Here is a 23,272-nt window from a genome sequence, read left to right as displayed (position 1 = left end):
CTACCTTCCTACCAGTCCGGTGCGGTTGATCAGGACATCAAGGGCCTCGTCGACCGCCGTCATCACCCGTGCCGCCGCCTGGTAGGCGTGCTGGTTGGTGAGCAGGTTGACGTTTTCCTCGTCCAGGCTCACCGACGCCTGCGAGGCCCGTCCGGTGACCGCCGACGCCTGGGCGGCGCCGGTCAGTGCCTCGCGTTGCTGGGCGCCTCGCGACTGCACGCCGATGTTGGTGACGATGCCTGACCAGACCTTGTCCGGTGAGGCCGCACCGGTACCGAGCTGGGAGATCTGGTCCGCGATGCTGGTATCCAGCGCGCCCTTTCCAGGCAGCTTAAGTGCGATGTCGGCAGTGCTGGATGGGCCTGCGATACCGAGCGCAGCGGGGGACCCGGTGACCGTGAAGAAGTCGACGCCGGTGGCCCCGGCCCCGGTCGTTCCCGCTCGATGGGCGGTATTGACTGCCCCGGCGAGGGCAGACGCGAGCTGGTTGTACGACTCGGCCGCCTCAGCAATGGCTCCGCCAATGCCACCGGAAGCGGGAGCCAGCACCGACAGCGCGCCGGCGATCTCTCCACCGTCCGCGGAGGCTACTCCTGCCGGGTTCTTCCAGAGCAGCTGCACTGAAGATCCGAGCGCATCCCCGGTCTGGCTGCCGGAGAGTTCCAGCTCCCGCACCGAGGTGCCCATCACCAGCGCGTTACCGCCAATGTGGACGTCCACGGTGCCGTCGGGCTGTTCACGGACGGTGGCGCCGGCAAGGCGCGAAAGGGTTTCCGTGAGCTTGGCGCGGGCGTCAATCAGCTCGTTTGCCGAGCCACCGGCGTTCAGCGTGGAACGGATGGTGGTGTTGTAGGCCGCCACCTGGGTTGCCGCGGCATTGACCGCGTCGACGGCGTCGGCGGCCTGGGCCCGGACGCTGCTCCACTGCCCTTGAAGCGCCTGGTAGCCGGAGGAGATCTTGTCCGTCAGCGAATTGGCAGCGTTCAAGAGCAGGCCTTTCGGGCCGTCCTCATCCGGCTGGTTTGCAGCCCCCTGCCATGCGGACCAAAACCCCTGGAGGGCGGTGGAGATGCCGTTGTCACCGGGTTCCTGCAGGATACCTTCGATGCCCTGCAGCGCGGTGGAACGGACACCCGCGTAGGCCGCCTGCGCGCTTGCCGAGCGGACGCTGGCATCCAGGACGCTGCTGCCGAGCCGCGCGATGGCGTCCACCGAGACGCCCTGGCCTGCCTCGGGGCGGCCGGAGCCGTACAGGCCCTGAGCCGGTGCGGCGAGGGCGGACTGCTGGACGCGCTGCCGGGTGTAGCCTTCGGTGGCAGCGTTGGCGATGTTCTGCCCGGCGACGTTCATGCCCTGCTGGGCGGCGGTCAGCCCGCGGTAGGCGGTATTCAAGGCGCCAAAGGTGCTCATGGTCGCTTCCTTAGAACTGCTGGTCGAAGATGCGGGAGCCGGCCGATTCCCCGGTCTTGCCGTGGGCGTCGTAGGTGCCGGCGGTGGCCGGACGCAGGTCCGCGAGCGACTCCTGGGTGGAACGGACGGCGGTGCGCAAGTATTGCTCGTTCGCGTCGCGCAGTTCCTTGATCAGGGCGGTCTGGCGGGTCAGGGCTGTCAGATGCGCGGTAAGGACCTCAGCCCAGGCGCCTTCCGGCGCGGCTGCTGCCAGTTCACCGAGCGTCGCGTCGGTGGGCAGGCCCCAGGTCTCGGCGACGACGGCGGCCTCGATGGTGCGGGCCAGGCTGGCCTGGGAGAGGTGCCCCAGCACCTGCTCTACTTCCTTAGTGCCGTGCGGCAGCCAACGGGATTTCCCGGACGTGAGGAGCAGCTGCTCTTCCTCCAGCTTGAACGTCAGAACGTCAAGAAGTTCACGCTCTCGCCACAGCAGGGCTGAAAGTTCGTGGATTGCCATGGGTCCGGACGGCTCCCTTATGAGTGTCAGTGATGCGAGTAGGTGATGCGGTGCTGCCGGGCCTCGAAGTGATCGTGCGGACGATGCAGCCTGCAGCAGGGTTCGTACAAACTATCGGCAGGGTTTACGCAGGCGTTAGCAGGAAGGGCTGAAAACAAGCGGATTCTTGCGGCTCAGGAAACTCGAAAAGAATTTCTCGTTTTTCCTTACCGCCGCCGCCGTAGTGGCGATAACTACTCCTGACGGCCCACGGATGGGCCCTCGCTTACAGTCCCAACTCACGGAGGAAACATCATGGGCTTCGTCATTAACAACAACCTCGCGGCTAACAACTCGTACCGCAACCTCAACTCCACCCAGAACGACCTCTCCAAGTCCCTGGAGAAGCTGTCCACCGGCCTGCGCATCAACCGCGCCGGCGATGACGCAGCAGGCCTGTCCATCTCCGAGGGCCTCAAAGCGCAGGTCACCGGCTCGGCCCAGGCTGCACGCAACGCCCAGGACGGCATCTCGGTCATCCAGACCACGGAAGGCGCCCTGACCGAAGTTCACTCCATCCTCCAGCGCATGCGTGACCTCGCTGTCCAGGGTGCGAACGACACCAACAACACGGCAGCCCGCGACGCCATCAAGAAGGAAGGTGACTCGCTGGGTAAGGAGCTGGACCGCCTCACCCAGGGCACCAACTTCAATGGCAAGGACCTGCTCAAGGGCGGTTCGCTGAACATCCAGGTCGGCGCCGGCGGCACCGCCAACGACACCATCGCGGTCACGCTCGGTGACGTCGCTACGGCAACCGGCACCCTGTCCAGCTCCACCACGGCTGGCGGCTTCAACGTCTCCACGAACGGTGACGCCCAGACCACGATCGGCACCATCGACACGGCCATCGCGGCCGTCTCGGCGCAGCGCGCAGACCTGGGTGCCACCCAGAACCGCCTTGAGCACGCAGTGAAGTCGCTGAACGTTGCCGGTGAGAACCTGCAGGCCGCTCAGTCCCGGATCGCCGACGTCGACATGGCGCAGGAAATGGTCAAGTTCACCAAGGCCAACATCCTGTCCCAGGCCGGCACCGCAATGCTGGCCCAGGCAAACCAGTCCAGCCAGGGCGTTCTTTCGCTCCTGCGCTAGGCCGGACCCGCCAAACCGGCAGTCTAGAAGTCAGGCTGCCACCCTGATCGGACGAAGAGACACCCCCGATCAGCAAGCTGCGGAAGGGCCGGACGATGGCAAAACCATCGTCCGGCCCTTACGCGCAACACCGACACTGCAAAAAGCAGCAGCACTAAGCGTTCTTGACCAACAAGAGAGGCAGCGATGGGAATCTCACTCGACGGGCTGGCCAGCGGACTGGATACCACCGCCCTGATCGGCTCGATCATGCAGTCAGAGGCCCTCCCGCAGACCCTGCTCAAGAACAAGTCCTATGACATCCAGTCGATGGTTTCAGCCCTGCAAGGGCTCAACGGAAAAGTAGCCGCCCTGGCGACCCAGGCAACGGCCGCTGCCAAGCCGGGCGCGCTGGACCTCTACACTGCGACCACCAGCAGCGACAAGGTCGTCGCCACCACCACCGCGGCCGCCAAAGCGGGCTCGCTCGACTTTCAGGTGACCAAGCTGGCGCAGACCCAGGTCACCGTAACGCCCAAGGTGAACGCAGTCACGGGCTGGCCCTACACGACCATGACGATCAACAGCGGCGGAACGCCCTATACGATCGAGCCGCTCACCAGCAACCTTGACGACGTCGTCAGCGCCGTGAATGCTGCGGGTGCCGGAGTCACCGCGACCAAGGTCGACGTCGGCGGCGGTGACTTCCGGATCCAGTTCACCGCCACAAAGTCCGGCGCAGCCGGTGCCTTCACCATCACTGACCCAGGTTCGGCTTTTACCGATATCAAGGCTCCCCAGGACGCTGAGCTCGTGCTCTGGCCGTCGAGCCCGGTCGCGATACAGGCCACGATCAAGTCCTCAACGAACACGTTTGTGGACGTTTTGCCTGGAGTGACGCTCACGGCCAAGGAAATCAGTGCTGCCCCTGTCACCTTGACTGTCTCGCGCGATGACGCCGGCATCACCAAGGTCGCCTCCGACCTGGTGGACGGCGTCAACGGCATCTTCTCGCTGGTTGCCAGTAAAACTGCGGTCAGCACCACCACAAACACCAGCGGTACCAAAACCTCTGCCGGAGTCTTCGCCGGGGACAGCACGGTCCGCTCGGTGAACCAGAACATCCTCTCCGCCGCCTCGTTGCCGGTGGGCACACCGCCGCGCTCGCCGTCGGAAATCGGCATCAGCATCACCAAAACCGGCACCATGGAGTTTGACGCCGCCAAGTTCGGTGCCGCACTGACGGCGGACCCCGCCGGCACGGCAGCCAAGGTGCAGGAGCTCGCCGGACGCATCGCCACGGCTGCGACCAATGCCTCGGACAAGTACACCGGCACCCTGACCACCAAGATCACCGGGCAGCAGTCCGAAGTCCGTGACCTCGCAGACCGCATCAGCGACTGGGACAGCCGGCTCGCCTCCCGCAAAGCCACCCTGCAGCGGACCTACTCAGGTCTGGAAACCGCCCTGAGCAACATGAAGGCGCAACAGTCCTGGCTCACTTCCCAGCTCGCAGGCCTCTCCGGCGGGAGCGCCAAGTAATGACCAGCACCCCCTTCGGCCACGGCGGCTACGGCAACAGCTATGGCGGTGGTTATGGCAGCGCCGCCCAGCGCAACCAGTACCTCGCGGACTCGGTCCTCTCCGCGCCACCGGCACGCCTGCTCACCATGCTCTACGACCGGCTGCTGCTGGACCTCGGCCGCGCCGAGACTGCGCAGCAGAGTGCCAACTGGCCGGTCGCCTCGGAGAACCTGCTGCACGGCCAGGCCATCATCGCCGAACTGATTTCCTCGCTCAAGACCGACGCATGGGACGGTGCGGACGGACTGCTCGGCCTGTACAACTACGCCTTCACGGCCCTGGTCAACGCCAACATCCAGCGTGACCCTGCCCTGACGCGCGAGGCGATCGAGTTGCTGGAACCCCTGCGTCAGGCCTGGCACGAAGCCGCCGCTGCAGTCCCGGCTGCCCAGCCGGCGGCGGCAGCGCCGGCCACCGGGCGGCCCTTCGCTGCGGCCGGTGCCTGGGCCTCCCCGGCAGGCTCCACCGGCGGGAGCCTTGGCTTTGGCTGAGCAGGTCTACTGGGAGGACTATCCCGACTCCGACCCCACCGGGGAACCCGCCGAAGACCCGGCCGTTGCGGCCTGGTTGCGGGTGCTGGACGTCCTGGAGATGGCGGTGGTGGCCGCTGAAAAAACGCTGAAGGACCCGCTGGGTCCGTTGTCCGCCCCGGGGCAGCCGGTGGCTGCTTTGCCGGTGCAGCGCTGGTCCCCGCCAACACTGAGGGGCCCGCTGCCGCCCGAGGCCCGGCGGCGCGCCATGGCGCTGTCCGCCGCCCAGGAGCGGGTCGCACGGCGCCTTGAAGCCGCCAAGCAGGACGTGGCACGCCAGTTGCACGCCGTCAGCTCGGTCCCAGGAGTCGGCGATCCCTCCGGCGCGATCTACCTGGACGTCAACGGCTAAGATCGCCGCCGACCGGCCAGCAGAAGAAACCCGAACAAACCTTTCACAATTCTCCTAACGCGGCGCTGACCAGTGCCGATAACCACTGTAAGAGCACGGATCGCTCGATTTCTCGGCCACGGATCGGCCACCTCCCACACATTCCCAGGCAGGACTCCGTGCTCGAATCCGTGACTTCTTCCGCCCTGGCCAGCGCCATGGACGGGCTGGCTCTGCGCCAACGTGCGATCGCGAACAACATCGCGAACGTCAACACCCCGAATTACCACGCCCAGCGCGTCAGCTTTGAAGCTGCCCTGGCTGCGTCCGTGAAGTCCGGGGACGGCCATGCCGACGCCACCACGGGAAGCTCACTCGAGCCCACCCAGCTGAACGGCAACAACGTGAACCTGGACACGGAAACCCTTTCGAACATCGACACCGTACTGCGCTTCCAGTTCGCCGCCCGTGCCATCGGCGGGGAATTCACCGCCGTCCGCGCCGCCCTGAGGACCAACTGATGACCTTCGACGCCATCGGCATTGCCGGCTCCGCCCTCACCGTGCACCGCAAGTGGCTCGACGCGGTCTCGGACAACCTCGCCAACATGAACAACGCCTCGGCCACCTCCGGCCCGGCGTTCCGCGCCAAGTACGTTGAGGCCGCCGAAGGTGCCGAGGGAACCGGCGTGTACGTCAAAAGCACCCAGTTGGGCGACGCCACCGGCCGCATCGTGTACCAGCCGGACCACCCCCTCGCCGACGCCGACGGCAACGTGAAATACCCGGACATCGACATGGCCGAGCAGATGGGCGCGCTGATCATCGCCCAGCGCGGCTACCAGGCCAACGCCCAGGTCGTGGATCGCGCCCGCGAGACCTATCTCGCCGCCCTTGAGATTGGAAGATCCTGATGCCTGTTTCCCCCATCGCCCCGGTCCAGGGCGTCCTTCCCACGGACTATCTCTCGGGTACCGCAACGGTGCCCGGCACCGACGGTTCCGGCTTCGCGTCCTCCCTTACCGGCGCCGTGGACAACCTCCAGCAACTGCAGTCGACGTCGAAGGAACTTGCCGTCTCCGCGGTGACCGGGAACCTCGATGACGTCCACAACGCCACCATCGCTGCGAGCCGGGCGCAGATTACGCTCGAACTCGTGGCCACCGTCCGGAACAAGGGCGTTGACGCATTCAACGAGATCATGAGGATGCAGGCCTGATGCCTCCGCAGATAACAGTCTTCTTCCAGCGCTTCGGCACCGGGCTCAAAGGTTTCACCGCAGGCCAGCGCACGCTGGCTGTCCTCGGCGCCGCACTGCTGATCGTCGGCATCGTCGCCCTCTCGGCCTGGCTCACCCGGCCCACCATGACGCCGCTGTTCTCCGGTCTCAAAAACACGGATGCGAACGGCATCGTGGAGCAACTGCGCAAGGACAACGTGCCGTATGAACTCAGCGACGGCGGCGCTACGGTCCTCGTGCCGCAGGACAAGGTTTACGACGAGCGGCTCAAGGCTGCTGCCGCCGGCCTTCCGACGGCGGCCGCCACCGGGTACTCCCTGCTGGACAAGATGGGCGTCACCTCCTCCGAGTTCCAGCAGTCGGTCACCTACAAACGCGCCCTTGAGGGCGAGCTGGCCAGCACCATCGGTGCCATGGAAGGCGTCAAGACCGCCGCTGTCCGGCTCGCGATCCCGGAGAAGACCGTCTTCGTGTCGAAGACTCCGGACACCACCGCTTCAGTCTTCATCGAAACCGCCCCGGGCGTCACGCTGTCCGGTGACAAGGTCCAGGCCATCGTGCACCTGACCTCCGCCGCCATCGAAAACCTCAAACCAGCGAACGTCTCGGTGGTCGACTCACAGGGCAACGTCCTGTCCACGGTCGGCGGCGGGGCCGCTGGCTCATCCTCCAAGCAGGCCACCGACTACCAGCAGCGTACCGGCGACGCCGTCCGCGCCGTCCTGGACCGCGTCGTCGGCCCGGGGAACTCGACCGTCGCGGTGGCCGCGGATGTCACCGGCGAATCCGCCCAGCAGAAGAGCGAAACGTTCTCCAACACCCCGGGGGCGTTGCCGCTTAGCGAATCCGCCAAGACGGAGAAGTACAGCGGAACCGGGGGAGGCGCCGCCGGCGTCCTCGGTCCGGACAACATCGCCGTCCCGGGCGGCGGCAGCGGCAACGGGAGCTTCGACTCCACGACCGAAACCAAGAACAACGCCGTCAACAAGGTCACCGAGGACAGGGTCATCCCGCCCGGAGCGGTCAAACGCCAGACCATCTCCGTGGCCGTCAGCCAGTCTGCTGCCGGCGGGCTGAACCTCGGCTCGCTGACCGCACTGGTCACGTCCGCGGCCGGCGTCGACAAGGCCCGCGGCGACGTCGTCACCGTCGAGGTCATCCCGTTCAGCACGGCGGCCGCCGACCAGGCAAACGCCTCCCTCGACGCCGCCAAGGCCGAGATCGAGGCGCAGAAGCAGGCAGCGTTCTTCAGCACCCTCGTCACCGCTGGCAGCATCCTGCTCGGATTGCTGATCCTGGCCCTGATCATCACGGTCATTTTGCGCCGCCGGCAAAAGCGCGAGCCGGTGGACCTGGGCGAACGCCTGGACCTGTTGCCGGTGATCCCCGCCGTCACGGCCATCGATCCGGCGCCCGCAACGTCGGCCATTCCGCTGACCGCGCTTCCGCTGCAGCCGCTGCCGGCCCCGCCGCTGGAAGTGCTCGAAGCAGAACGCAGGATGCAGGAAATCGACAGCATGGTCGCCGCCAACCCGGAAAAGGCCGCCGACTACCTCCGGGGCCTGATGGATGACAGGCAGCCCGCATGAAGCTTGCCGAATCGACCCTGACCGGCACCCAGCGCGCCGCCGTCGTGCTGTTGCAGATGAGCCCGGTCAACGCCGCCCTGGTGATGGCCCAGTTCACCGACACGGAGGCGGAGGACATCGCCGCCGAGATCGTCCGCCTGCGCAAGGTTGACCCCGAGGTCGCCACGCAGATCATGAAGGACTTCCACGAGGCTGCCCTGAGCAGCCCGCGCCAGGCCCGGGGCGGCCGCGAGCTCGCCGAAGGGCTGCTGGAAGCATCCTTCGGGTCCGAGAAGGCCGCGGGCCTGATCAACCGGCTGACCGTGAACATGGCCGGCAAGTCCTTTGAGTTCCTCGAAGACATTGAGCCGGTGCAGATCCTTGCGCTGATCGACGGGGAGCTGCCGCAGACCATCGCCTTGGTCCTGGCCCACCTCAGCCCGCGCAAGGCCTCGGCCGTGATGTCCGGCCTGCCCGGCTCGCTGCGCGCCGACGTGGCGCTCAGCATCGCCACCATGGGTTCCGGCGCGCCCGAGGCCATCGGCATCGTGGCGGACACCCTGAAGCTTCGCGGCGGAGCGGCCGTCTCCCAGCAGGCGTCCAAGGTGGTGGGCGGCATCGCCCCGCTGCTGGAAATCATCAACCGCACCGACGCCGGCACGGAACGCTCCGTCCTCGACGGCCTGGACCTGCTCGACCCGGATCTCGCCGTGGAAATCCGCGCACAGATGGTCACCTTCGACGACATCGTGAAGCTGGAACGCCGCGACGTGCAGCTGGTGCTCCGCGGCCTGGACGCCTCCGTCCTGGCCGTGGCCATGAAAGGCGCCTCGGAACAGGTCCTGGAAACCATCACCACCAACGTCTCCGGGCGCAACCTGGAAATCCTCGAATCCGAGATGGCCGCGCTGGGACCGCTGCGCGCCTCACAGATCGAGGAGGCCCGCGCCGCCGTCGTCCGCTCCATCCGCGAACTCGAGGCCGAGGGAGCGATCACGATCCAGCGCGGGGACGAAGAAGACTATGTTTACTGACGGATCAGCGGCCAGGACATCCACTGACGCGGCTCCCGCCCGCATCGTCTTCCCGTCGCTGCGTTCCAGCGGGCCGGCCAACGAGCAGGCCGGTTACACCGAGGGCCACGCCGCTGGCTATGCCGCAGGAGTCCGCGCCGCCGCCAAGGAACAGCGCCGCTGGCGTGACCGGATGGCCGCCGAGCAGGCTGCCGCGCTGGCCGCCGGGCAGCAGGACCTGGACCGGGCCGTCCGCGCGCTCGCCGTGGCCCGCGCCGACTTCGCCCACCGCAACGTGCAGGCCCTGCACGACGCCGAGGAGGTCCTGGCCCGCACGGCGCTGGAGCTTGCCGAGGCCATCCTCGGGTACGAACTTGCCGAGGGAACCCGCACCGCCCGCGCCGCACTTGACCGTGCCCTGTCCGGCAACGACGCCGCCACCGTGCTGGCAATCCGGCTGCACCCGGCCGATGTTGAGGTGCTCGCCAAGGAAGGCCAGGACCAGCCTGCCGGCCTGCCGCTGCTCGCGGACGCGTCCCTGCAGCGCGGCGACGCGAAGGTCGAATACCAGCAGGGCTGGCTCGACGCCAGCCTGGGCAGCGCCCTGGCCCGGGCCAAGGCAGCCTTGCTGGGGGACCAGCAGTGACCCCCGCGGGATCGCAACGGCACTGCCGGCAACGACGGCGGCAACACTGCCGGGACTGCCCCGGGCGGACGGCCATGATCGCCCCGTGGCGTCCCAAGGGCGACGACTTCGCCGCTGCGCTCGCAGCGGCCGCGCCGCAGCGGGTCGGCACCGTCACCTCGGTGATGGGCCTGGGACTGGAAGTGTCCGGCCTGGACTGCGCGCTCGGTGACCTGGTCACCGTGGGGGAGAACCCCGGGCTCGACGCCGAAGTAGTGGCAGCCGTCGATGGCGCTGTGCGCTGCATGCCGCTGGGCCGTCTGGCGGGCGTCGCCGCCGGGGACCCGGTCCGCGCCAAGGGCGGCACCGTGCTGGTCCCCACCGGCGCAGGACTGTTCGGCCGCGTGCTCGACGGCCTGGGCCGCCCGATCGACGGCAAGGGCCCTCTGTTCAGCGGACCGCGCGTCCCGATCGACAACGAAGCCCCCAACGCCATGAAGCGGGCCCGGATCGACACCGCCCTGCAGACCGGGGTTCGGGTGCTGGACACCATGACCACTCTCGGCAAAGGCCAGCGCATGGGCCTTTTCGCCGGATCCGGTGTTGGCAAGTCCTCCCTGTTGTCCATGATCGCCCGCGGCACCGACGCCGAAGTGTCCGTCATCGCCCTGGTGGGGGAGCGCGGCCGTGAAGTCCGTGAGTTCCTCGAAGACGATCTAGGACCGGCCGGGCTGGCGCGCTCGGTCGTCGTCGTCGCCACCTCGGATGAACCGGCGCTGATGCGCATGCGCGCCGCGTTCACCGCCACCCGCATCGCCGAATCCTTCCGCGACCAGGGCCAGGACGTCGTCCTGATGATGGATTCGCTCACCCGCGTAGCCATGGCCCAGCGGGAAATCGGCCTCTCCGCCGGCGAGCCGCCTGCCACCCGTGGCTACCCGCCGTCGACCTTCTCCATTCTGGCGCGGCTGCTGGAACGCGCCGGAACCGCCGAAACCGGCTCCGTGACCGGGATCTACACCGTGCTGGTGGATGGCGACGACCACAACGAACCGATTGCCGACGCCGCGCGGTCCATCCTGGACGGTCACGTGGTGCTGGACCGCAAGCTCGCCGTGACCGGACATTTCCCGTCCGTGGACGTGCTGGGCTCGGTTTCCCGCGTCGCCTCCAAGGTCAACGCCCGGCCGCACCTCGAGGCGGCCGCCGTGTTGCGCCGGGTCCTCGCCGCCCACAAGGCAGCCCAGGACCTGATCGACGTCGGCGCCTACCAGACCGGGACCAACCCGCTGGTGGACGCCGCCCTGGCGCACGAGGACTCCGTCGCCGGCTTCCTGCAACAGCCCTTGGAGGAGTCCACCCCCCACCCTGAGTCCTGGCGCCAGCTGGGACACCTCACTTCGATTCTGGGAGCCGCGGCATGAGCCGGCAATTTACGCTTGCGGGGCTGCTGCGCCTCCGCCAAATCCAGCAGGACGAGGCTGCCACCGGCCTGGCCCGTGCCCGCTCCCGCTCCAGTTCGGTGCGGGCCAGGGAAACGTCTGCCCGCCGCCAGCTCGCTGCGACCGACGGCGACATCGTCAGCTCCGCGTCGCTGCGCGCCGTCGCCGCCTCCCGGTCGGCATCCCACAGCATGCTCGCGGACCTGCAAAACCTTGCCCGCGTCGCGGAGACCGACGAAGCCACCGCCCGCGGGGAATTCATCGCCGCGCGCACCCGCTCCGTCGGCCTCGAAAAGCTGGAGGCCCGGCACCAGGCCGAGGTCAACACCGCGGAGCTGCGGGCCGAACAGTCAGCCCTGGACGAAATCTCCTCCACTATCTGGCACCGCGACGAGCAGCAGGTGCGCTCATGAGCATGACCGAAGCATTGGGCCGGATGCAGAGCATCCAGTCAATGATCGCCGAACTGACCCGGCCCGCCCAGGCCGAAAGCACCTCCGCGGCGTTGAAGTCCGCCGCCGCGACCTCCCTCGCGACCGGAACCGGAAACGGCGACGCCGCCTCCTTCACCGACGCGCTCACCGCGGCGCTCGGCGGCAGCGGTGCCAGCGCCGGAACGGACCTGTCCTCGCTGGCCACCAGCCTCGGCCGAGCCACGGGCCCCGGCGGTTCACCGTTGGGCGCGCTCAAAGGGCTTGCCCAGCCGTCCGCCGTCGCCGGTCCCGCGCCGGTGCCGGCAGGGGCTGCAACCGGCACCGACGTGGTGGCCATGGCGAAGAAGTACATCGGGGTGCCCTACGTGTGGGGCGGGACCAACCCGGCCACCGGGATGGACTGCTCCGGCTTCACCCAGCGGGTCTTCAAGGACCTCGGCGTGGAACTTCCCCGGGTTGTCAGCGACCAGATGAAGCAGGGCACACCGGTGGCGTCGCTCGCCCAGGCCAAACCCGGTGATCTGCTGATCAGTTTCGGCGGAAACCACATCTCCATCTACCTGGGCAACGGCAAAGCGATCGACGCGCCGGTGCCGGGCAAGACGATCCAGATCCGCGACGCTTGGGAGCAGCAGTCCAACCTGACCTCCATCCGGCGGATCGTCCCGGCAGGCGGCGGCGCGTGAAAAACATGGCTTCGCTGGACCTGGCCTCCGCGCTCACCGGGAGTGCGGCGAAAACCCGGGCTTCCGGGCACAGCACCACCGGGCACAGCACCGGTACGCGCGCGGACAAGGGAACAGCCAGCGGCTTCGGTTCCGTCCTGAGCGACGCCGTCGATGCCGCCGCAGCACCTACCCCCAACGCTCCCTCAGGTTCGGCGCCGTCCAGCCCCAACGCTCCCTCAGGTTCGACGGTTTCCGTAATCCTGCCTCCCTCAGGTTTGGCCGGTTCGGTAATCGTGCCTCCCTCAGGTTTGGCCGGTTCGGTAATCGTGCCTCCGGTGAATCCGGCCCCCGCCACCTCGAACGATACTGAGACGACGGCGGACGCGAACCAAGAAACAGGCGCCGAGCCGGAGCCGGCCGGCACGACGACGGCAGATCCCGCGTCGGCCTCTATTGCCACCGCCACCGCCATCACCGCTTGGGGCTGGATGAACCCCGGTGCGTTCGGCAGCGCGGCCCCGACTCACGCCGCAGCCGCTGCTACCGCCGCCGCTGCTACCGCAGGTGCGGTGACAGCGGAGGCGTTAAGCGGCCCGGCCGCCGCACCTGCCGTCGCCCCTTTCGATGCAAGCCTTACACCGACCGGCAGTGCTGGGTCCGCAACCGCCGCTGCCATGCAGGCTGCCGCCACGACGGCGGTCTCGGCGGACGTTGCGTCGGTTCCGCGTGCAGCTGCGTCGGCCTTCGTTTCGGTGCCGAACGGAGTGCAAACCGCATCGTCCGGCCCCGAAGCGGCGACGCCGGCCGGCGGAATGGCCGGCCCCGCGGCCTCTGCCGTCCCCCTGCCCGCCATGCCTGGGAGTTCCCGCGCGACCAGCGTGCCGACCGGCACGCCCGCCGGCGCCGTGATGGCCGGAGCCGGCGTAAGCAAACCGGCCGACCACACGGCCCCGGCCACGGATGCCCTCCCGCTGGCGGCCGTCCCGGCTGATGGATTAGCGGCGGCGACCGCGTCGGCGCTGGCGGCACCCGGCCCGGCCTCTGCGCCTGTGACACCCGGGCCCGGTACTCCCGCCGGGCCGCCCGCGACTCAGGCGTCGGCGCCCCAGCCGGCCCTCCAGCCGCAGCTGTCCAAACCGCTCTTCACGCTCGCCGCAGCGCCGCACGGCCAGCACATCATGACCCTCAAAGTCACTCCGGAGGACCTGGGACCGCTGACCGTGCGCGCGCATATCGACGGCACCGGGGTGCGGATCGAATTGTTCGCCCCGGGGGACACCGGCCGGGAAGCGCTGCGGGCGATCCTGCCCGAATTGCGCAGGGAACTGGCCGGTTCCGGGTTCGGCGCAAGCCTGGACGTCTCGGATCACGGCGGTCCGCCCGGCCAGGGGCTCGACGCCGGGCAGGACCGTGACCAAGGCCGCGGCCAGGACGCCGGTGGCGGCCCGGGGGCCGGCAACAATCCGGGCGGAAGGAACGGTCCGGGCGATGCTCGGCCTGGCCACCGTTGGGACGCACTGGCGGACGAAGCCTCACTGCGCACCACCAGGATTCTGAACGGCCCGCAAACCACCCTCGACATTCTCGTCTGACACGAAGGAACCCCACCCATGACAATCCAGCCCATCGCCCCCCAGCCGGTGACGGCAGCCGGGACGACCCCGCAGGCTGCTGCCGTCCGGGCGCCCGTGCAGACCATGGACGCCAACGTGTTCATGTCACTGCTGGTAGCCCAGCTGAAGAACCAGAACCCCAGCGCCCCCATGGACACCAACCAGATGATGGCCCAGACCATCCAGCTCTCCATGATGGAAAAAATGACCGAGCTGACCTCCAACAGCAAAGAGGGGTTCTCCCTGCAGATGCGCTCGGCAGCAGCGCAGCTGATCGGCCACTCCGTCGGCTACACCCTGGCCGACGGCACCACCGGCACCGGAATCGCCGACTCGGTGTCCTTCGCCGGCGCGGTGCCCACCGTCAAGGTCGGGGACCTCTCCATTCCGCTCGACTCCATCACCGGCCTCACCCCGCCGGCCGCTTCCTGACCAAGTTTTCCTCCCGTAGAAAGGCAGTTCCCATGCTCCGCTCGCTGTACTCCGGAATCTCCGGCCTTCGCGCCCACCAGACCATGCTGGATGTCACCGGCAACAACATCGCCAACGTCAACACGGCCGGCTTCAAGGCGTCCTCCACGCAGTTCCAGGACACCCTCTCGCAGATGACCCAGGGCGCGTCGGCGCCGCAGGGCGAGACCGGCGGCAGCAACCCCGCCCAGATCGGCCTCGGCGTCCGCGTCGCCGGCGTCAGCACCAACTTCGCCCAGGGCTCGTCGCAGAGCACCGGCCGGGCCACGGACATGATGATCTCCGGCGACGGATTCTTCGTCACGAGCAAGGGCGGCCAGCAGCTGTTCACCCGTGCCGGTTCCATGACGTTCGACGCCGCCAGCCAGCTGGTAAGCCCCGACGGCGGCATCCTGCAGGGCTGGACCGCGCAGAACGGCGTAGTCAACCAGGCCGGGGCCATCGGCGACATCACGCTCAACCCCAACACGATGATCGCGACCCCCACCACGAAGGTCACCCTGGACGGCAACCTCCCGCGTGACGCCGCGGCCGGTGCCAGCTTCGATCGTGTAGTCAAGGTCTACGACGCCACCGGCGCCGCTCGCGACATCAGCCTGAAGTTCACCGCCAACGGCGGCAACAGCTGGAACGTTGACGGCACCGACGGTGCTACCACCGGTTCGATGACCATGACCTTCGCCAACGGCAAGCTGACGTCGGGCTCGACGATGGCACTCGGCGGCATCAACGTCGACCTCTCCCAGGTCTCCGCGTTCGCCGGGATGAGCTCGCTGACCGTCAGCGGCCAGAACGGCTCCGCCGTCGGCAAGTTGGAGTCCTTCACGCTGGGCAACGACGGATCCCTGATCGGATCCTTCAGCAACGGCACCAAACAGGTCCTGGCCAAGATCGCGCTGGCCAAGTTCACCAACCCGGCAGGCCTGGAGAAGGCCGGCGGCTCCTCCTACGTCGCCACCGCCAACTCCGGCAACGTCCAGCTGGGCGCGGCCGGCGACCCGGGCATCGGCACCCTGGCCGGCGGCTCGCTGGAGATGTCCAACGTGGACCTCTCCCAGGAGTTCACCAACCTGATCGTCGCCCAGCGCGGCTTCCAGGCCAACGCCCGGATCATCACGACCTCCGACGAGGTCCTGCAGGAGCTGGGCAACCTCAAGCGTTGAGTTTCCGCCAGGTACCCGACGACGGCCCCAACCCCCAACCGCACCGCGGGGGGAGTGGGGCCGTCGTCGATGTGTCGCACCGTCCGCCGGAGCGGACGCCCGCATCAGCCCGTCCTGCCGCCTGGCCGCGCACCCAAACTGACAAATAACAATAAGCATGCTTATGATGGACGGGCGAACGAAGGCCGGGTAACGGCGGCCACATGGCAGAGGGTCCTTGGGGGACCCTCTTCGTGTATCTGGCCACATTCCTAACGAAAGCCCAAGGGCGGCCGACAGTAAGGGGAGAACACCATCCCCGCTTGGCCGCTCGGTCGGGCAGTCCCCAGAGCAGAATCGGCCCATGATCGTCGTCACACGCCTCAACGGAACGCGCTTCGCGGTCAATCCGGACCTGATTGAACGGATCCACGAGAGCCCGGACACCCATCTGGTCACGCTCGACGGCGCCGCATACGTGGTGCTGGAAAGCCTGGCCGAGGTTGTCGAGCTGATCGCCGACTACCGGGCCTACGTACTCAGCAAGGCGCGAGATTTCCCCGCCGTCACGGGTTACCCGCTGAGCCTGGTCCCGCCGGCCGGGGCGGACGACGACGACGACGCCTCCTCCTCAGCAACAGAACCACCAAGGAAGTAAGCCATGGATCCCGCAACAATCATTGGACTGCTTCTGGCCTTCGGCTCCGTCATCGCCATGGTGCTCATTGAAGGCGGCAGCATCACCGCGCTGTTGCTGCCCGGACCCCTGGTCCTGGTCTTCGGGGCAACCCTGGCCATTGGGCTGGCCGGCAACACCCTCAAAGACGTGCTCCAGGCCTTCAAGTCCGTGCCGGCCATGTTCATGGGCAAGACGGCCAAGCCGCAGGAAAACATCGACCAGATGGTCCGCTTCGCGGAGAAAGCCCGGGCCGAGGGCCTGCTCTCCCTCGAGGAGGAGGCGGCGAGCGTCAAGGACCCCTTCCTGGCACGCGCCCTGCAGAACATCGCCGACGGCACCGACGCCGAGGACCTCCGGATGCAGATGGAGGACGAGATCGACACCAAATCCCGCAGCGACCACGCCTCCTCCAAGTTCTTCGCCAGCCTCGGCGGCTACGCGCCCACCGTCGGGATCGTCGGCACCGTTGTCTCCCTCACCCATGTCCTGGAGAACCTTTCCAAGCCGGACGAACTGGGGCATATGATCGCCGCGGCATTCGTCGCAACCCTGTGGGGCCTGCTCTCCGCCAACTTCATCTGGCTGCCGTTCAGCTCCCGCCTGGCCCGGCTCTCAGAGCTCGACATCGAACGCATGACCCTCGTAATGGAGGGAATGCTCGCGGTGCAGTCCGGCGCCCAGCCCCTCCTGCTGGCCGAACGGCTGCGCTCCATGGTTCCGGAACACCAGCTCAAAAGCGCAGGCACCGGACGCAAGGCCGCGGCAGCCGACGCCGAAGTGCTGGACAGCGCCGCGTGAGCGGCCGTCGGCGCCCGCGCAAGAAACCCGAAGTCCACCACGTCGACGAACGCTGGATGGCGTCCTACATGGACATGGTCACGGTCCTGATGTGCCTGTTTATCGTGCTCTACGCCATGTCCACGGTCGACGCCAACAAGTTCGAGAAGCTCCGCGACTCGCTCGCCACCGGCTTCGGCGTGACGGCCTCGGAAACCGTGGATACGGCGGAAGGCACAGTCGTTCCGCCCGAATACGTGGACAAAAACCTCGAAGCATTTGCCGCCGTCCCGGCTCCGGGGACCCCGGCGTCGCAGGCAGCGCTGGAGGAGGCCAAGAAAGAGGTGGACCGGCTGCGCGCCCTCGAGGCGAAAATGCGGGCCGGCCTCGCCGCCGCCGGGCTCACCGACAACGTCGAATTCCAGATCGACCAGCGCGGCCTGACGGTCAAACTGATCGGCTCCCAGGCTTTCTTTGCCGCGGACCGGCCCGAACTGACCACCCGCGCCTCCCAGGTGCTGCAGATCATCTCGCCCATCCTCGGCCCGGCGGCGCTGGAGATCATGGTGGAGGGCCACGCGGCCAACGGCATCACCGCCTACCCGTCCACCTGGGAGCTCTCCTCGGCACGCGCCGTCAACGTGCTGCGCTACATGGTGGACCGCGGCGGCATCCCCCCGGCGCGGATCGGGGCCGTCGCTTTCGGATCCGCCCGGCAGGTCAACGACGACTCCACGCCGGAACTGATGGAACGGAACCGCCGGGTGGACATCGTGGTGATTTCGGACAAGCCCGACGTCGTCCGGGCCCTGATTCCCCAAGCGCTGAAGCTCAGCCAGCAATAGGCAGTTCGTCCCCCTGCTGGCCTGTCGAGTTCTTCCTATCCGGCTTGCCTCGGACATTGTCTGCGGCAGCTTGCTTACGACGGAGGACGGCTTGCCGATAGTGCAAACCGTGAGTGTTTTGGATGAGCGGGAAGTGGTACGGGAGCGGACCGTCAGTGTCTACGACTTCCGGCGTCCCGCGACGCTGGCGCGGGAGCACAGCAGGGTCCTGGAACTCGCCTTTGAAACGTTCGCCCGCCAGTGGGGGACCCAGCTGACCGCCAAGGTCCGAGTCAAGTCCGTGGTGCGGCTCGAAGACGTGCGCATGCAAAGCTACGACGAGTACGCCGCGTCCCTGCCGGCCGTAACGGCCATGGTGCTGTGCACCGTCGAGTCGCAGGACTCCAAGCTCGTGGTGCAGTTCCCCGCGCCGGCAGCCCTGGGCTGGATTAACCGGATGCTCGGCGCTTCCCAGGATTCGGCCATGCCGGACCGGAAGTTCACCCAGATCGAGCAGGCCCTGGTGAAGGGACTCATGGACGAGGCGCTGGAAGACCTCGGCTACTCGCTCGGGCCGCTGCTGAGCGAAACCGTCCGGGTGGACACGGTCCAGTACAATTCGCAGTTCGCCCAGGCCGCCGCGCCCAGCGAGCTCATGATCGTCGCCGCCTTCATCATCAATGTCGGCAACATCAGCGCCCCCGCCACCCTGGCCGTCCCGGCCGCGCTGCTGCTCGGCCGGCTCAAAAAGGTCAACCCAACGGACAACCGCGGTGACGCCGCCGGCCGGATCAGTTCGCAGCTGGAGCGTGTCCCGGTGGAGCTCTCGGTCAGGCTCTCGACGTCGTACGTCACCCCCAGCGAGGTCCTGGGCCTCGCTGTCGGGGACGTTCTGACCCTCCCGCACCTGGAAAACCGGCCCTTCGACGTCACCTTGGACGGTACGAGGCTGGCCACCGCCGCCCCCGCCCGCAACGGGTCGCGGGCCGCCGCAGTCATTGTCACCATCGAGGAGAACAACCAATGAGCATGACCCTGACCAAGCACGAATCGTCGGCGGAACGGCTCGTTGAGGAGCTGCCGAGCCCGGTGGCGCTGAAAGTTGCCGCCCTGGTTCCCGCCCGCGCCGCCGCGCCCTACGCCCGGCAGGCCGTGACAGCGACCTTCGTCGGTTCCGTCACCGCCGATCTTGCCCTGATGCTCAGCGACCGCACCTTCCTGGACGAGGCTGCCGGCGGCATGGCCGGCGGGCAGCTCGGCGTCGTTTCCGTCACCGATGTGCTCCGCCCGGCCATGGAAAGCGCCAGCTCGGTGTTCGGCGCCGGTGTGCTCTCCGACCTGCGCGAATCCGACGCTTCCGGCCTGCTCTCCGACCCGGACACCGCGGTCTTTGAACTCTCCGACGGCACCAACCCGGCTGCCTGGTTCGCTGTCCGGCTGCGCGAACATGGCACAAGTCAGGACCGCGGGGCGGACCTGTTCGGCGGCGGCGACACGGTCGCCGGCCGGCTGGGCCGGATCAACAACATCGAAATGGCACTGACCGTCGAAATCGGCCGTACCCGCATGTCCGTCCGCGACGTGCTCTCACTCGAACCGGGCAAGGTCATCGAACTGGACCGCTCCGCCGGTGCCCCGGCGGACGTGCTGCTGAACGGCCGGCTGATCGCCCACGGCGAGGTAGTCGTTCTGGACCAGGACTACGCCGTCCGGATCACCCGGATCCTCGACGTCGCCGAGGGGCTTAGCTGAATGGACTCGCTGATCCTTGGGCTGCGGGTAGCCGTAGCCCTGGGCGCGGTGCTTGGCTTGATCTGGTTGCTGCAACGCCGTCTCGGCAGAGGCACAGGACGACGGCGCGCTGACGCCGCCCTGAGCGTCGTCAGCCGCCAAAGCGTCGGCCAGCGCGCCTCGGTCGTCGTCGTCGACGCCGGCGGGCAGCGCTTCCTGCTCGGGGTCACCGACCACGCCGTCAACGTCCTGCACACGGGCGATATCCCCGAAGAGGCCGCCGCGGAACCGACGCATGAGCCCCACCGCGGCCGGGCCGCCGGAGCTTTCGCGCAGATCCTCGCCGGCGCCTCCACCGCCGCGCCGGCCACCGCCCCGGCTGACGCGGCGGCCCTCGGGCACGCCGTCGACCAGCCGGGCATCCTGCCCGGCACGCCAGCGGGGGCACCCGAGTTGCCGCTGCGCCGACGCAGCTCCACCCACCGCGACGCGCACGCCCGGACGGCCCCGGGCCGCGGCACCCTCGCCGGGACGCACCCGCCGCTGCACGATTCGATGTTGGCCGGGTCGATCCTGTCGGGCGCTACCTGGAAGCAGGCCGCCGCCGCGCTCAGGAGCGGACGCCGCAATTGATCCGCCCTCTTACTTCCCGGACTCCCAGGCTGCTGGTGCTCGGCCTGGTGGCCGTACTCTTCGCGGTTCTGTTGCTTTGGCTTAACGCCTCCGCCGGTCACGCCGCTCCCGTTCCGCCGGCGCCACCTGCGCCACCGACCCCGCCGGCCGCCCCGGACAACGGCAGTGTCAACATCGAAATCAACGGCATGGACGGAAAGCCCTCCACTGCGGTCCTGACCCTGATCGGGATCACGCTGCTCTCCGTGGCCCCCGCGCTGCTGCTGATGATGACCTCGTTCACCAAGATCTTCGTGGTGCTCGCGATGACCCGCAACGCGCTCTCCCTGCCGTCCATTCCGCCGAACCAGGTGCTGGCGGGTCTGGCCCTGTTCCTGTCGATCTTCGTCATGTGGCCGGTCATCAACGAGATGAACAGCATCGGTGTCCAGCCCTACCTGAACGGCACCCTCGACTTTAACGGCGCTCTCAGCGCCGGCTCCGGGCCGCTGCAGCACTTCATGCTCGCGCACACGCGTGAGGAAGACATCGCCTTGATGACCCGCGCTGCCGCGATGGAGAACCCGGCCACCCCCGAGGCGGTCCCGCTGCAGACGCTCATTCCGGCGTTCATGATTTCCGAACTGCGGTCGGCGTTCATCATCGGCTTTGTCATCTTCATCCCGTTCCTGGTGATCGACCTCGTGGTCTCGGCCGCCCTTATGTCGATGGGTATGATGATGCTCCCGCCGGTGATGATCTCGCTGCCGTTCAAGATCCTGCTCTTCGTCCTCGTGGACGGCTGGGGCCTGATCATCACCTCGCTGATCCAGAGTTATGCGGCCACGGGATGAACGCCAACGCCGTCCTGGACATCTGCCTCCAGGCCATGATCGTGGCCGCCAAACTGTCCGCCCCGGTACTCGTGACCGCGCTCGTGGTGGGCCTGGCGATTTCGCTGCTGCAGTCCATCACCCAGCTCCAGGAAGCCACCCTGTCCTTCGTGCCTAAACTCGCCGCCGTGGCTGTGGCCCTGCTGATCTGCGGGCACTGGATGATCTCGGAGATGGTCGCCTTCACCAACGACCTGTTCGCCAAGATCCCCTCGCTGCTCGGGGGCCTGTGAGGTGGGCATCCCGATCGACCAGGCGTGGCTGGAGGTCCTGCTGCTGGCCACCGTCCGGATGACCGCGTTCCTGGTCGTGGCGCCGCCGTTCGCGCATCAGGCCTTTCCGGGCCGGATCAAGGCCATGCTGGGCGTAGGGCTGGGCCTGGCCGTCACGCAGCGGGTTTCCGCCGGCTACGTCGCCCGTGATACCGCCGGGTTCTTCACCGGGGTGATCCTGGAACTCGTCACGGGCCTGGTCCTGGGCTTCCTGGTGCTGCTGGTCTTCGCCGCCGTGCAGTCCGCCGGCAGCCTGATAGACCTCTTCAGCGGCTTCCAGATGGCCCAGGCGTTCGACCCGCAAATGATGGTCAACGGCGCCCAGTTCACCCGGCTGCTGCAGATGGCCGCGCTGGCCCTGCTGTTCGCCTCCGACGGGTACCAGCTTGTCATCGGCGGCCTGACCGGAAGCTTCACCGCGCTGCCCCTGGCCGGCGGGCTCGACCTCGCACAGCCGGTGCAGGCCATGGTCTCCGCTGTCACCGGGATGTTCCTCGCCGCGGTCCAAATCGCCGGACCGCTGCTGGTGGTGCTGTTCCTCGCCGACGTCGGACTGGGCCTGCTGACGCGGGTGGCGCCGGCGCTGAATGCCTTCTCGCTGGGCTTCCCGCTGAAGATCATGCTGACCCTGGCGCTGGCCGGGTTCCTTTTCCTCGCCTTGCCCCGGATCGTCTCCACCCTCGCCGGGCAGGCCGCCAAGACGGTGCTGGGGGTGGGCTGATGGCTGATTCACAGGAAAAGACCGAACAAGCCACCGACAAACGGATGCGCGAGGTCCGGTCCAAGGGCCAGCTGTCCCGTTCCCAGGACCTCACCGCGTGGCTGGCGGTGGGCGCCGCTGCCGTCATGATCCCGGCCACCGTGCAGCGCGGCGCGAGCGCCGCCACCGACCAGCTCTTCACCGTCAAGGCCGTCATGGCGCAGCCGGACCCGGCCAAGGCTGTCAAGGCCCTCGACGATGGCCTCGGCTCGCTGGCAGGCATCCTGAGTCCGATGCTGATCGTGGTGCTGATCGTGGTCCTCGTCGGCTCGGCCCTGCAGGGCGGGATCCACCTGAAGAAGTTCCGGCTGGACTTTGATAATTTCAAACTGCTCAGCGGGCTGAAGCGCATCTTCGGTACCCAGGCACTCTGGGGCGGCGTCAAGGCCCTGCTGAAGGCCAGCGTCGTGGGCTTGGTGCTCTACTCGGTGGTGCAGGGGCTTGTTCCGGTGCTGCTGACCGCCGGCGGCCTGCCGGTCTCCGGTGTTGTCGCGGCGGCGGGCGGCGGCATCTCTTCCCTGGTGCAGTTCGCCGTTTTCGCCGGGATCGGGCTGGCGGCCGTCGACTTCTTCGTGGTGATGCGCCGCAACCGGAAGAAGACCCGGATGTCCAAGAAGGAAATCCAGGACGAGAACAAAAGCAGCGAAGGCGATCCGCTGATCCGCTCCCAGCGCCGGGCCCGGCAGCTGGCGATGAGCCGGAACCGCATGATCGCCGCGATTGGGGACGCCGACGTCGTCCTCGTCAACCCGACGCACGTCGCCGTCGCGCTGAAGTACGAGCCCGGAAAATCCGCTCCGCGGGTGGTTGCCAAAGGCGCGGGCCACGTCGCGGCCCGGATCCGGCAGGAAGCCGAAGAGAAGAGCGTGCCGATGGTCCAGGACATTCCACTCACCAGGGCGCTGCATGGTGCCTGCGAACTGGGGCAGGAAATCCCGGTGGATTTCTACCACGCCGTCGCCGGCGTCCTGGCCTTCGTGATGTCCCTCAAGGCCCGGGGCGCGGCCGCCGGGCTGCACCGGATGGCCGGGGCAGCACGATGACTTTT

The 23,272-nt window shown here is 67.8% G+C and carries 28 protein-coding genes; 26 read left to right on the top strand and 2 right to left on the bottom strand.

Going from position 1 to position 23,272, the window contains the following annotated elements:
• Both flgK and QFZ61_RS00760 read right to left on the bottom strand, forming a co-directional pair.
• A complete protein-coding gene (gene flgK, locus QFZ61_RS00765) occupies positions 1-1,410 on the bottom strand; it encodes a flagellar hook-associated protein FlgK (RefSeq protein WP_307032428.1) in 1,410 nt (469 codons plus the stop codon).
• A 10-nt stretch (positions 1,411-1,420) separates the two neighbouring features.
• Entirely contained in the window at positions 1,421-1,906 is a 486-nt protein-coding gene (locus QFZ61_RS00760) for a flagellar protein FlgN (protein ID WP_307032426.1), read from the bottom strand.
• Positions 1,907-2,200: 294 nt separating this feature from the next.
• On the opposite strand from QFZ61_RS00760, the gene QFZ61_RS00755 reads away from it, so the two are divergent.
• The 26 genes from QFZ61_RS00755 to QFZ61_RS00630 all read left to right on the top strand — a co-directional run bounded on the left by QFZ61_RS00755 (position 2,201) and on the right by QFZ61_RS00630 (position 23,267).
• Positions 2,201-3,037 carry a flagellin gene (locus QFZ61_RS00755; protein WP_307032424.1) on the top strand — a complete coding sequence of 279 codons (837 nt, stop codon included), beginning with the start codon at positions 2,201-2,203 and terminating at the stop codon, positions 3,035-3,037.
• A 186-nt stretch (positions 3,038-3,223) separates the two neighbouring features.
• A complete protein-coding gene (gene fliD, locus QFZ61_RS00750; RefSeq protein WP_307032422.1) occupies positions 3,224-4,558 on the top strand; it encodes a flagellar filament capping protein FliD in 1,335 nt (444 codons plus the stop codon).
• The gene (gene fliS, locus QFZ61_RS00745) at positions 4,558-5,091 is read left to right on the top strand and encodes a flagellar export chaperone FliS (RefSeq protein WP_307032419.1); all 534 of its coding nucleotides are present in this window, start codon (positions 4,558-4,560) and stop codon (positions 5,089-5,091) included. The genes fliD and fliS overlap by 1 nt, the downstream gene beginning before the upstream one ends.
• On the top strand, positions 5,084-5,482 hold the full coding sequence (locus QFZ61_RS00740; RefSeq protein ID WP_307032417.1) for a hypothetical protein: 399 nt from the start codon (positions 5,084-5,086) through the stop codon (positions 5,480-5,482). Before fliS ends, QFZ61_RS00740 begins: the two co-directional genes overlap by 8 nt.
• Positions 5,483-5,640: 158 nt before the next feature.
• Positions 5,641-5,982: a flagellar basal body protein gene (locus QFZ61_RS00735; RefSeq protein WP_307032415.1), complete on the top strand. Its 342-nt coding sequence runs from the start codon at positions 5,641-5,643 to the stop codon at positions 5,980-5,982.
• Positions 5,982-6,374 carry a flagellar basal body rod protein FlgC gene (locus QFZ61_RS00730; RefSeq protein ID WP_307032413.1) on the top strand — a complete coding sequence of 131 codons (393 nt, stop codon included), beginning with the start codon at positions 5,982-5,984 and terminating at the stop codon, positions 6,372-6,374. The genes QFZ61_RS00735 and QFZ61_RS00730 overlap by 1 nt, the downstream gene beginning before the upstream one ends.
• Positions 6,374-6,679, top strand: a complete 306-nt coding sequence (gene fliE, locus QFZ61_RS00725; protein ID WP_307032410.1) for a flagellar hook-basal body complex protein FliE — start codon at positions 6,374-6,376, stop codon at positions 6,677-6,679. The genes QFZ61_RS00730 and fliE overlap by 1 nt, the downstream gene beginning before the upstream one ends.
• Complete coding sequence (gene fliF / locus QFZ61_RS00720) at positions 6,679-8,289, top strand: flagellar basal-body MS-ring/collar protein FliF (protein WP_307032408.1); 1,611 nt, start codon at positions 6,679-6,681, stop codon at positions 8,287-8,289. Before fliE ends, fliF begins: the two co-directional genes overlap by 1 nt.
• On the top strand, positions 8,286-9,302 hold the full coding sequence (gene fliG, locus QFZ61_RS00715; protein ID WP_307032406.1) for a flagellar motor switch protein FliG: 1,017 nt from the start codon (positions 8,286-8,288) through the stop codon (positions 9,300-9,302). Before fliF ends, fliG begins: the two co-directional genes overlap by 4 nt.
• Positions 9,292-9,927, top strand: a complete 636-nt coding sequence (locus QFZ61_RS00710; RefSeq protein WP_307032404.1) for a FliH/SctL family protein — start codon at positions 9,292-9,294, stop codon at positions 9,925-9,927. Before fliG ends, QFZ61_RS00710 begins: the two co-directional genes overlap by 11 nt.
• 74 nt (positions 9,928-10,001) lie before the next feature.
• Positions 10,002-11,330, top strand: coding sequence for a FliI/YscN family ATPase (locus tag QFZ61_RS00705; protein ID WP_307032402.1), 1,329 nt, complete (start codon positions 10,002-10,004; stop codon positions 11,328-11,330).
• The gene (locus tag QFZ61_RS00700) at positions 11,327-11,761 is read left to right on the top strand and encodes a flagellar FliJ family protein (RefSeq protein ID WP_307032400.1); all 435 of its coding nucleotides are present in this window, start codon (positions 11,327-11,329) and stop codon (positions 11,759-11,761) included. The genes QFZ61_RS00705 and QFZ61_RS00700 overlap by 4 nt, the downstream gene beginning before the upstream one ends.
• The gene (locus QFZ61_RS00695) at positions 11,758-12,468 is read left to right on the top strand and encodes a C40 family peptidase (protein ID WP_307032398.1); all 711 of its coding nucleotides are present in this window, start codon (positions 11,758-11,760) and stop codon (positions 12,466-12,468) included. The genes QFZ61_RS00700 and QFZ61_RS00695 overlap by 4 nt, the downstream gene beginning before the upstream one ends.
• 5 nt (positions 12,469-12,473) lie before the next feature.
• Positions 12,474-14,042, top strand: coding sequence for a flagellar hook-length control protein FliK (locus QFZ61_RS00690; protein ID WP_307037936.1), 1,569 nt, complete (start codon positions 12,474-12,476; stop codon positions 14,040-14,042).
• Positions 14,043-14,060: 18 nt separating this feature from the next.
• Positions 14,061-14,495, top strand: coding sequence for a flagellar hook assembly protein FlgD (locus tag QFZ61_RS00685; protein WP_307032396.1), 435 nt, complete (start codon positions 14,061-14,063; stop codon positions 14,493-14,495).
• Positions 14,496-14,527: 32 nt separating this feature from the next.
• Positions 14,528-15,697 carry a flagellar hook protein FlgE gene (locus QFZ61_RS00680; protein ID WP_307032394.1) on the top strand — a complete coding sequence of 390 codons (1,170 nt, stop codon included), beginning with the start codon at positions 14,528-14,530 and terminating at the stop codon, positions 15,695-15,697.
• A 343-nt stretch (positions 15,698-16,040) separates the two neighbouring features.
• On the top strand, positions 16,041-16,334 hold the full coding sequence (locus QFZ61_RS00675; RefSeq protein WP_307032391.1) for a flagellar FlbD family protein: 294 nt from the start codon (positions 16,041-16,043) through the stop codon (positions 16,332-16,334).
• A gap of 3 nt (positions 16,335-16,337) precedes the next feature.
• A complete protein-coding gene (locus QFZ61_RS00670) occupies positions 16,338-17,153 on the top strand; it encodes a motility protein A (RefSeq protein ID WP_307032389.1) in 816 nt (271 codons plus the stop codon).
• Complete coding sequence (locus QFZ61_RS00665) at positions 17,150-17,977, top strand: flagellar motor protein MotB (protein ID WP_307032387.1); 828 nt, start codon at positions 17,150-17,152, stop codon at positions 17,975-17,977. The genes QFZ61_RS00670 and QFZ61_RS00665 overlap by 4 nt, the downstream gene beginning before the upstream one ends.
• A gap of 109 nt (positions 17,978-18,086) precedes the next feature.
• Complete coding sequence (locus QFZ61_RS00660; protein WP_307032385.1) at positions 18,087-18,983, top strand: flagellar motor switch protein FliM; 897 nt, start codon at positions 18,087-18,089, stop codon at positions 18,981-18,983.
• Positions 18,980-19,708, top strand: a complete 729-nt coding sequence (gene fliN, locus QFZ61_RS00655) for a flagellar motor switch protein FliN (protein ID WP_307032383.1) — start codon at positions 18,980-18,982, stop codon at positions 19,706-19,708. The genes QFZ61_RS00660 and fliN overlap by 4 nt, the downstream gene beginning before the upstream one ends.
• Entirely contained in the window at positions 19,709-20,320 is a 612-nt protein-coding gene (fliO, locus tag QFZ61_RS00650) for a flagellar biosynthetic protein FliO (protein WP_307032381.1), read from the top strand. It begins immediately after the preceding gene.
• On the top strand, positions 20,317-21,153 hold the full coding sequence (fliP, locus tag QFZ61_RS00645) for a flagellar type III secretion system pore protein FliP (RefSeq protein ID WP_307032379.1): 837 nt from the start codon (positions 20,317-20,319) through the stop codon (positions 21,151-21,153). The genes fliO and fliP overlap by 4 nt, the downstream gene beginning before the upstream one ends.
• Positions 21,150-21,425, top strand: coding sequence for a flagellar biosynthesis protein FliQ (gene fliQ, locus QFZ61_RS00640; RefSeq protein WP_175321994.1), 276 nt, complete (start codon positions 21,150-21,152; stop codon positions 21,423-21,425). Before fliP ends, fliQ begins: the two co-directional genes overlap by 4 nt.
• A 1-nt stretch (position 21,426) precedes the next feature.
• Positions 21,427-22,185: a flagellar biosynthetic protein FliR gene (locus QFZ61_RS00635; RefSeq protein ID WP_307032376.1), complete on the top strand. Its 759-nt coding sequence runs from the start codon at positions 21,427-21,429 to the stop codon at positions 22,183-22,185.
• Entirely contained in the window at positions 22,185-23,267 is a 1,083-nt protein-coding gene (locus QFZ61_RS00630) for a flagellar biosynthesis protein FlhB (protein ID WP_307032374.1), read from the top strand. The genes QFZ61_RS00635 and QFZ61_RS00630 overlap by 1 nt, the downstream gene beginning before the upstream one ends.
• The last annotated feature ends 5 nt before the right edge of the window (positions 23,268-23,272 follow it).

Origin of the sequence: Arthrobacter sp. B3I4 (assembly GCF_030816855.1) — a bacterium.
In the GTDB taxonomy this organism is placed as follows: Bacteria; Actinomycetota; Actinomycetes; order Actinomycetales; family Micrococcaceae; genus Arthrobacter.
This window is presented reverse-complemented; position numbering and strand designations above follow the sequence as displayed.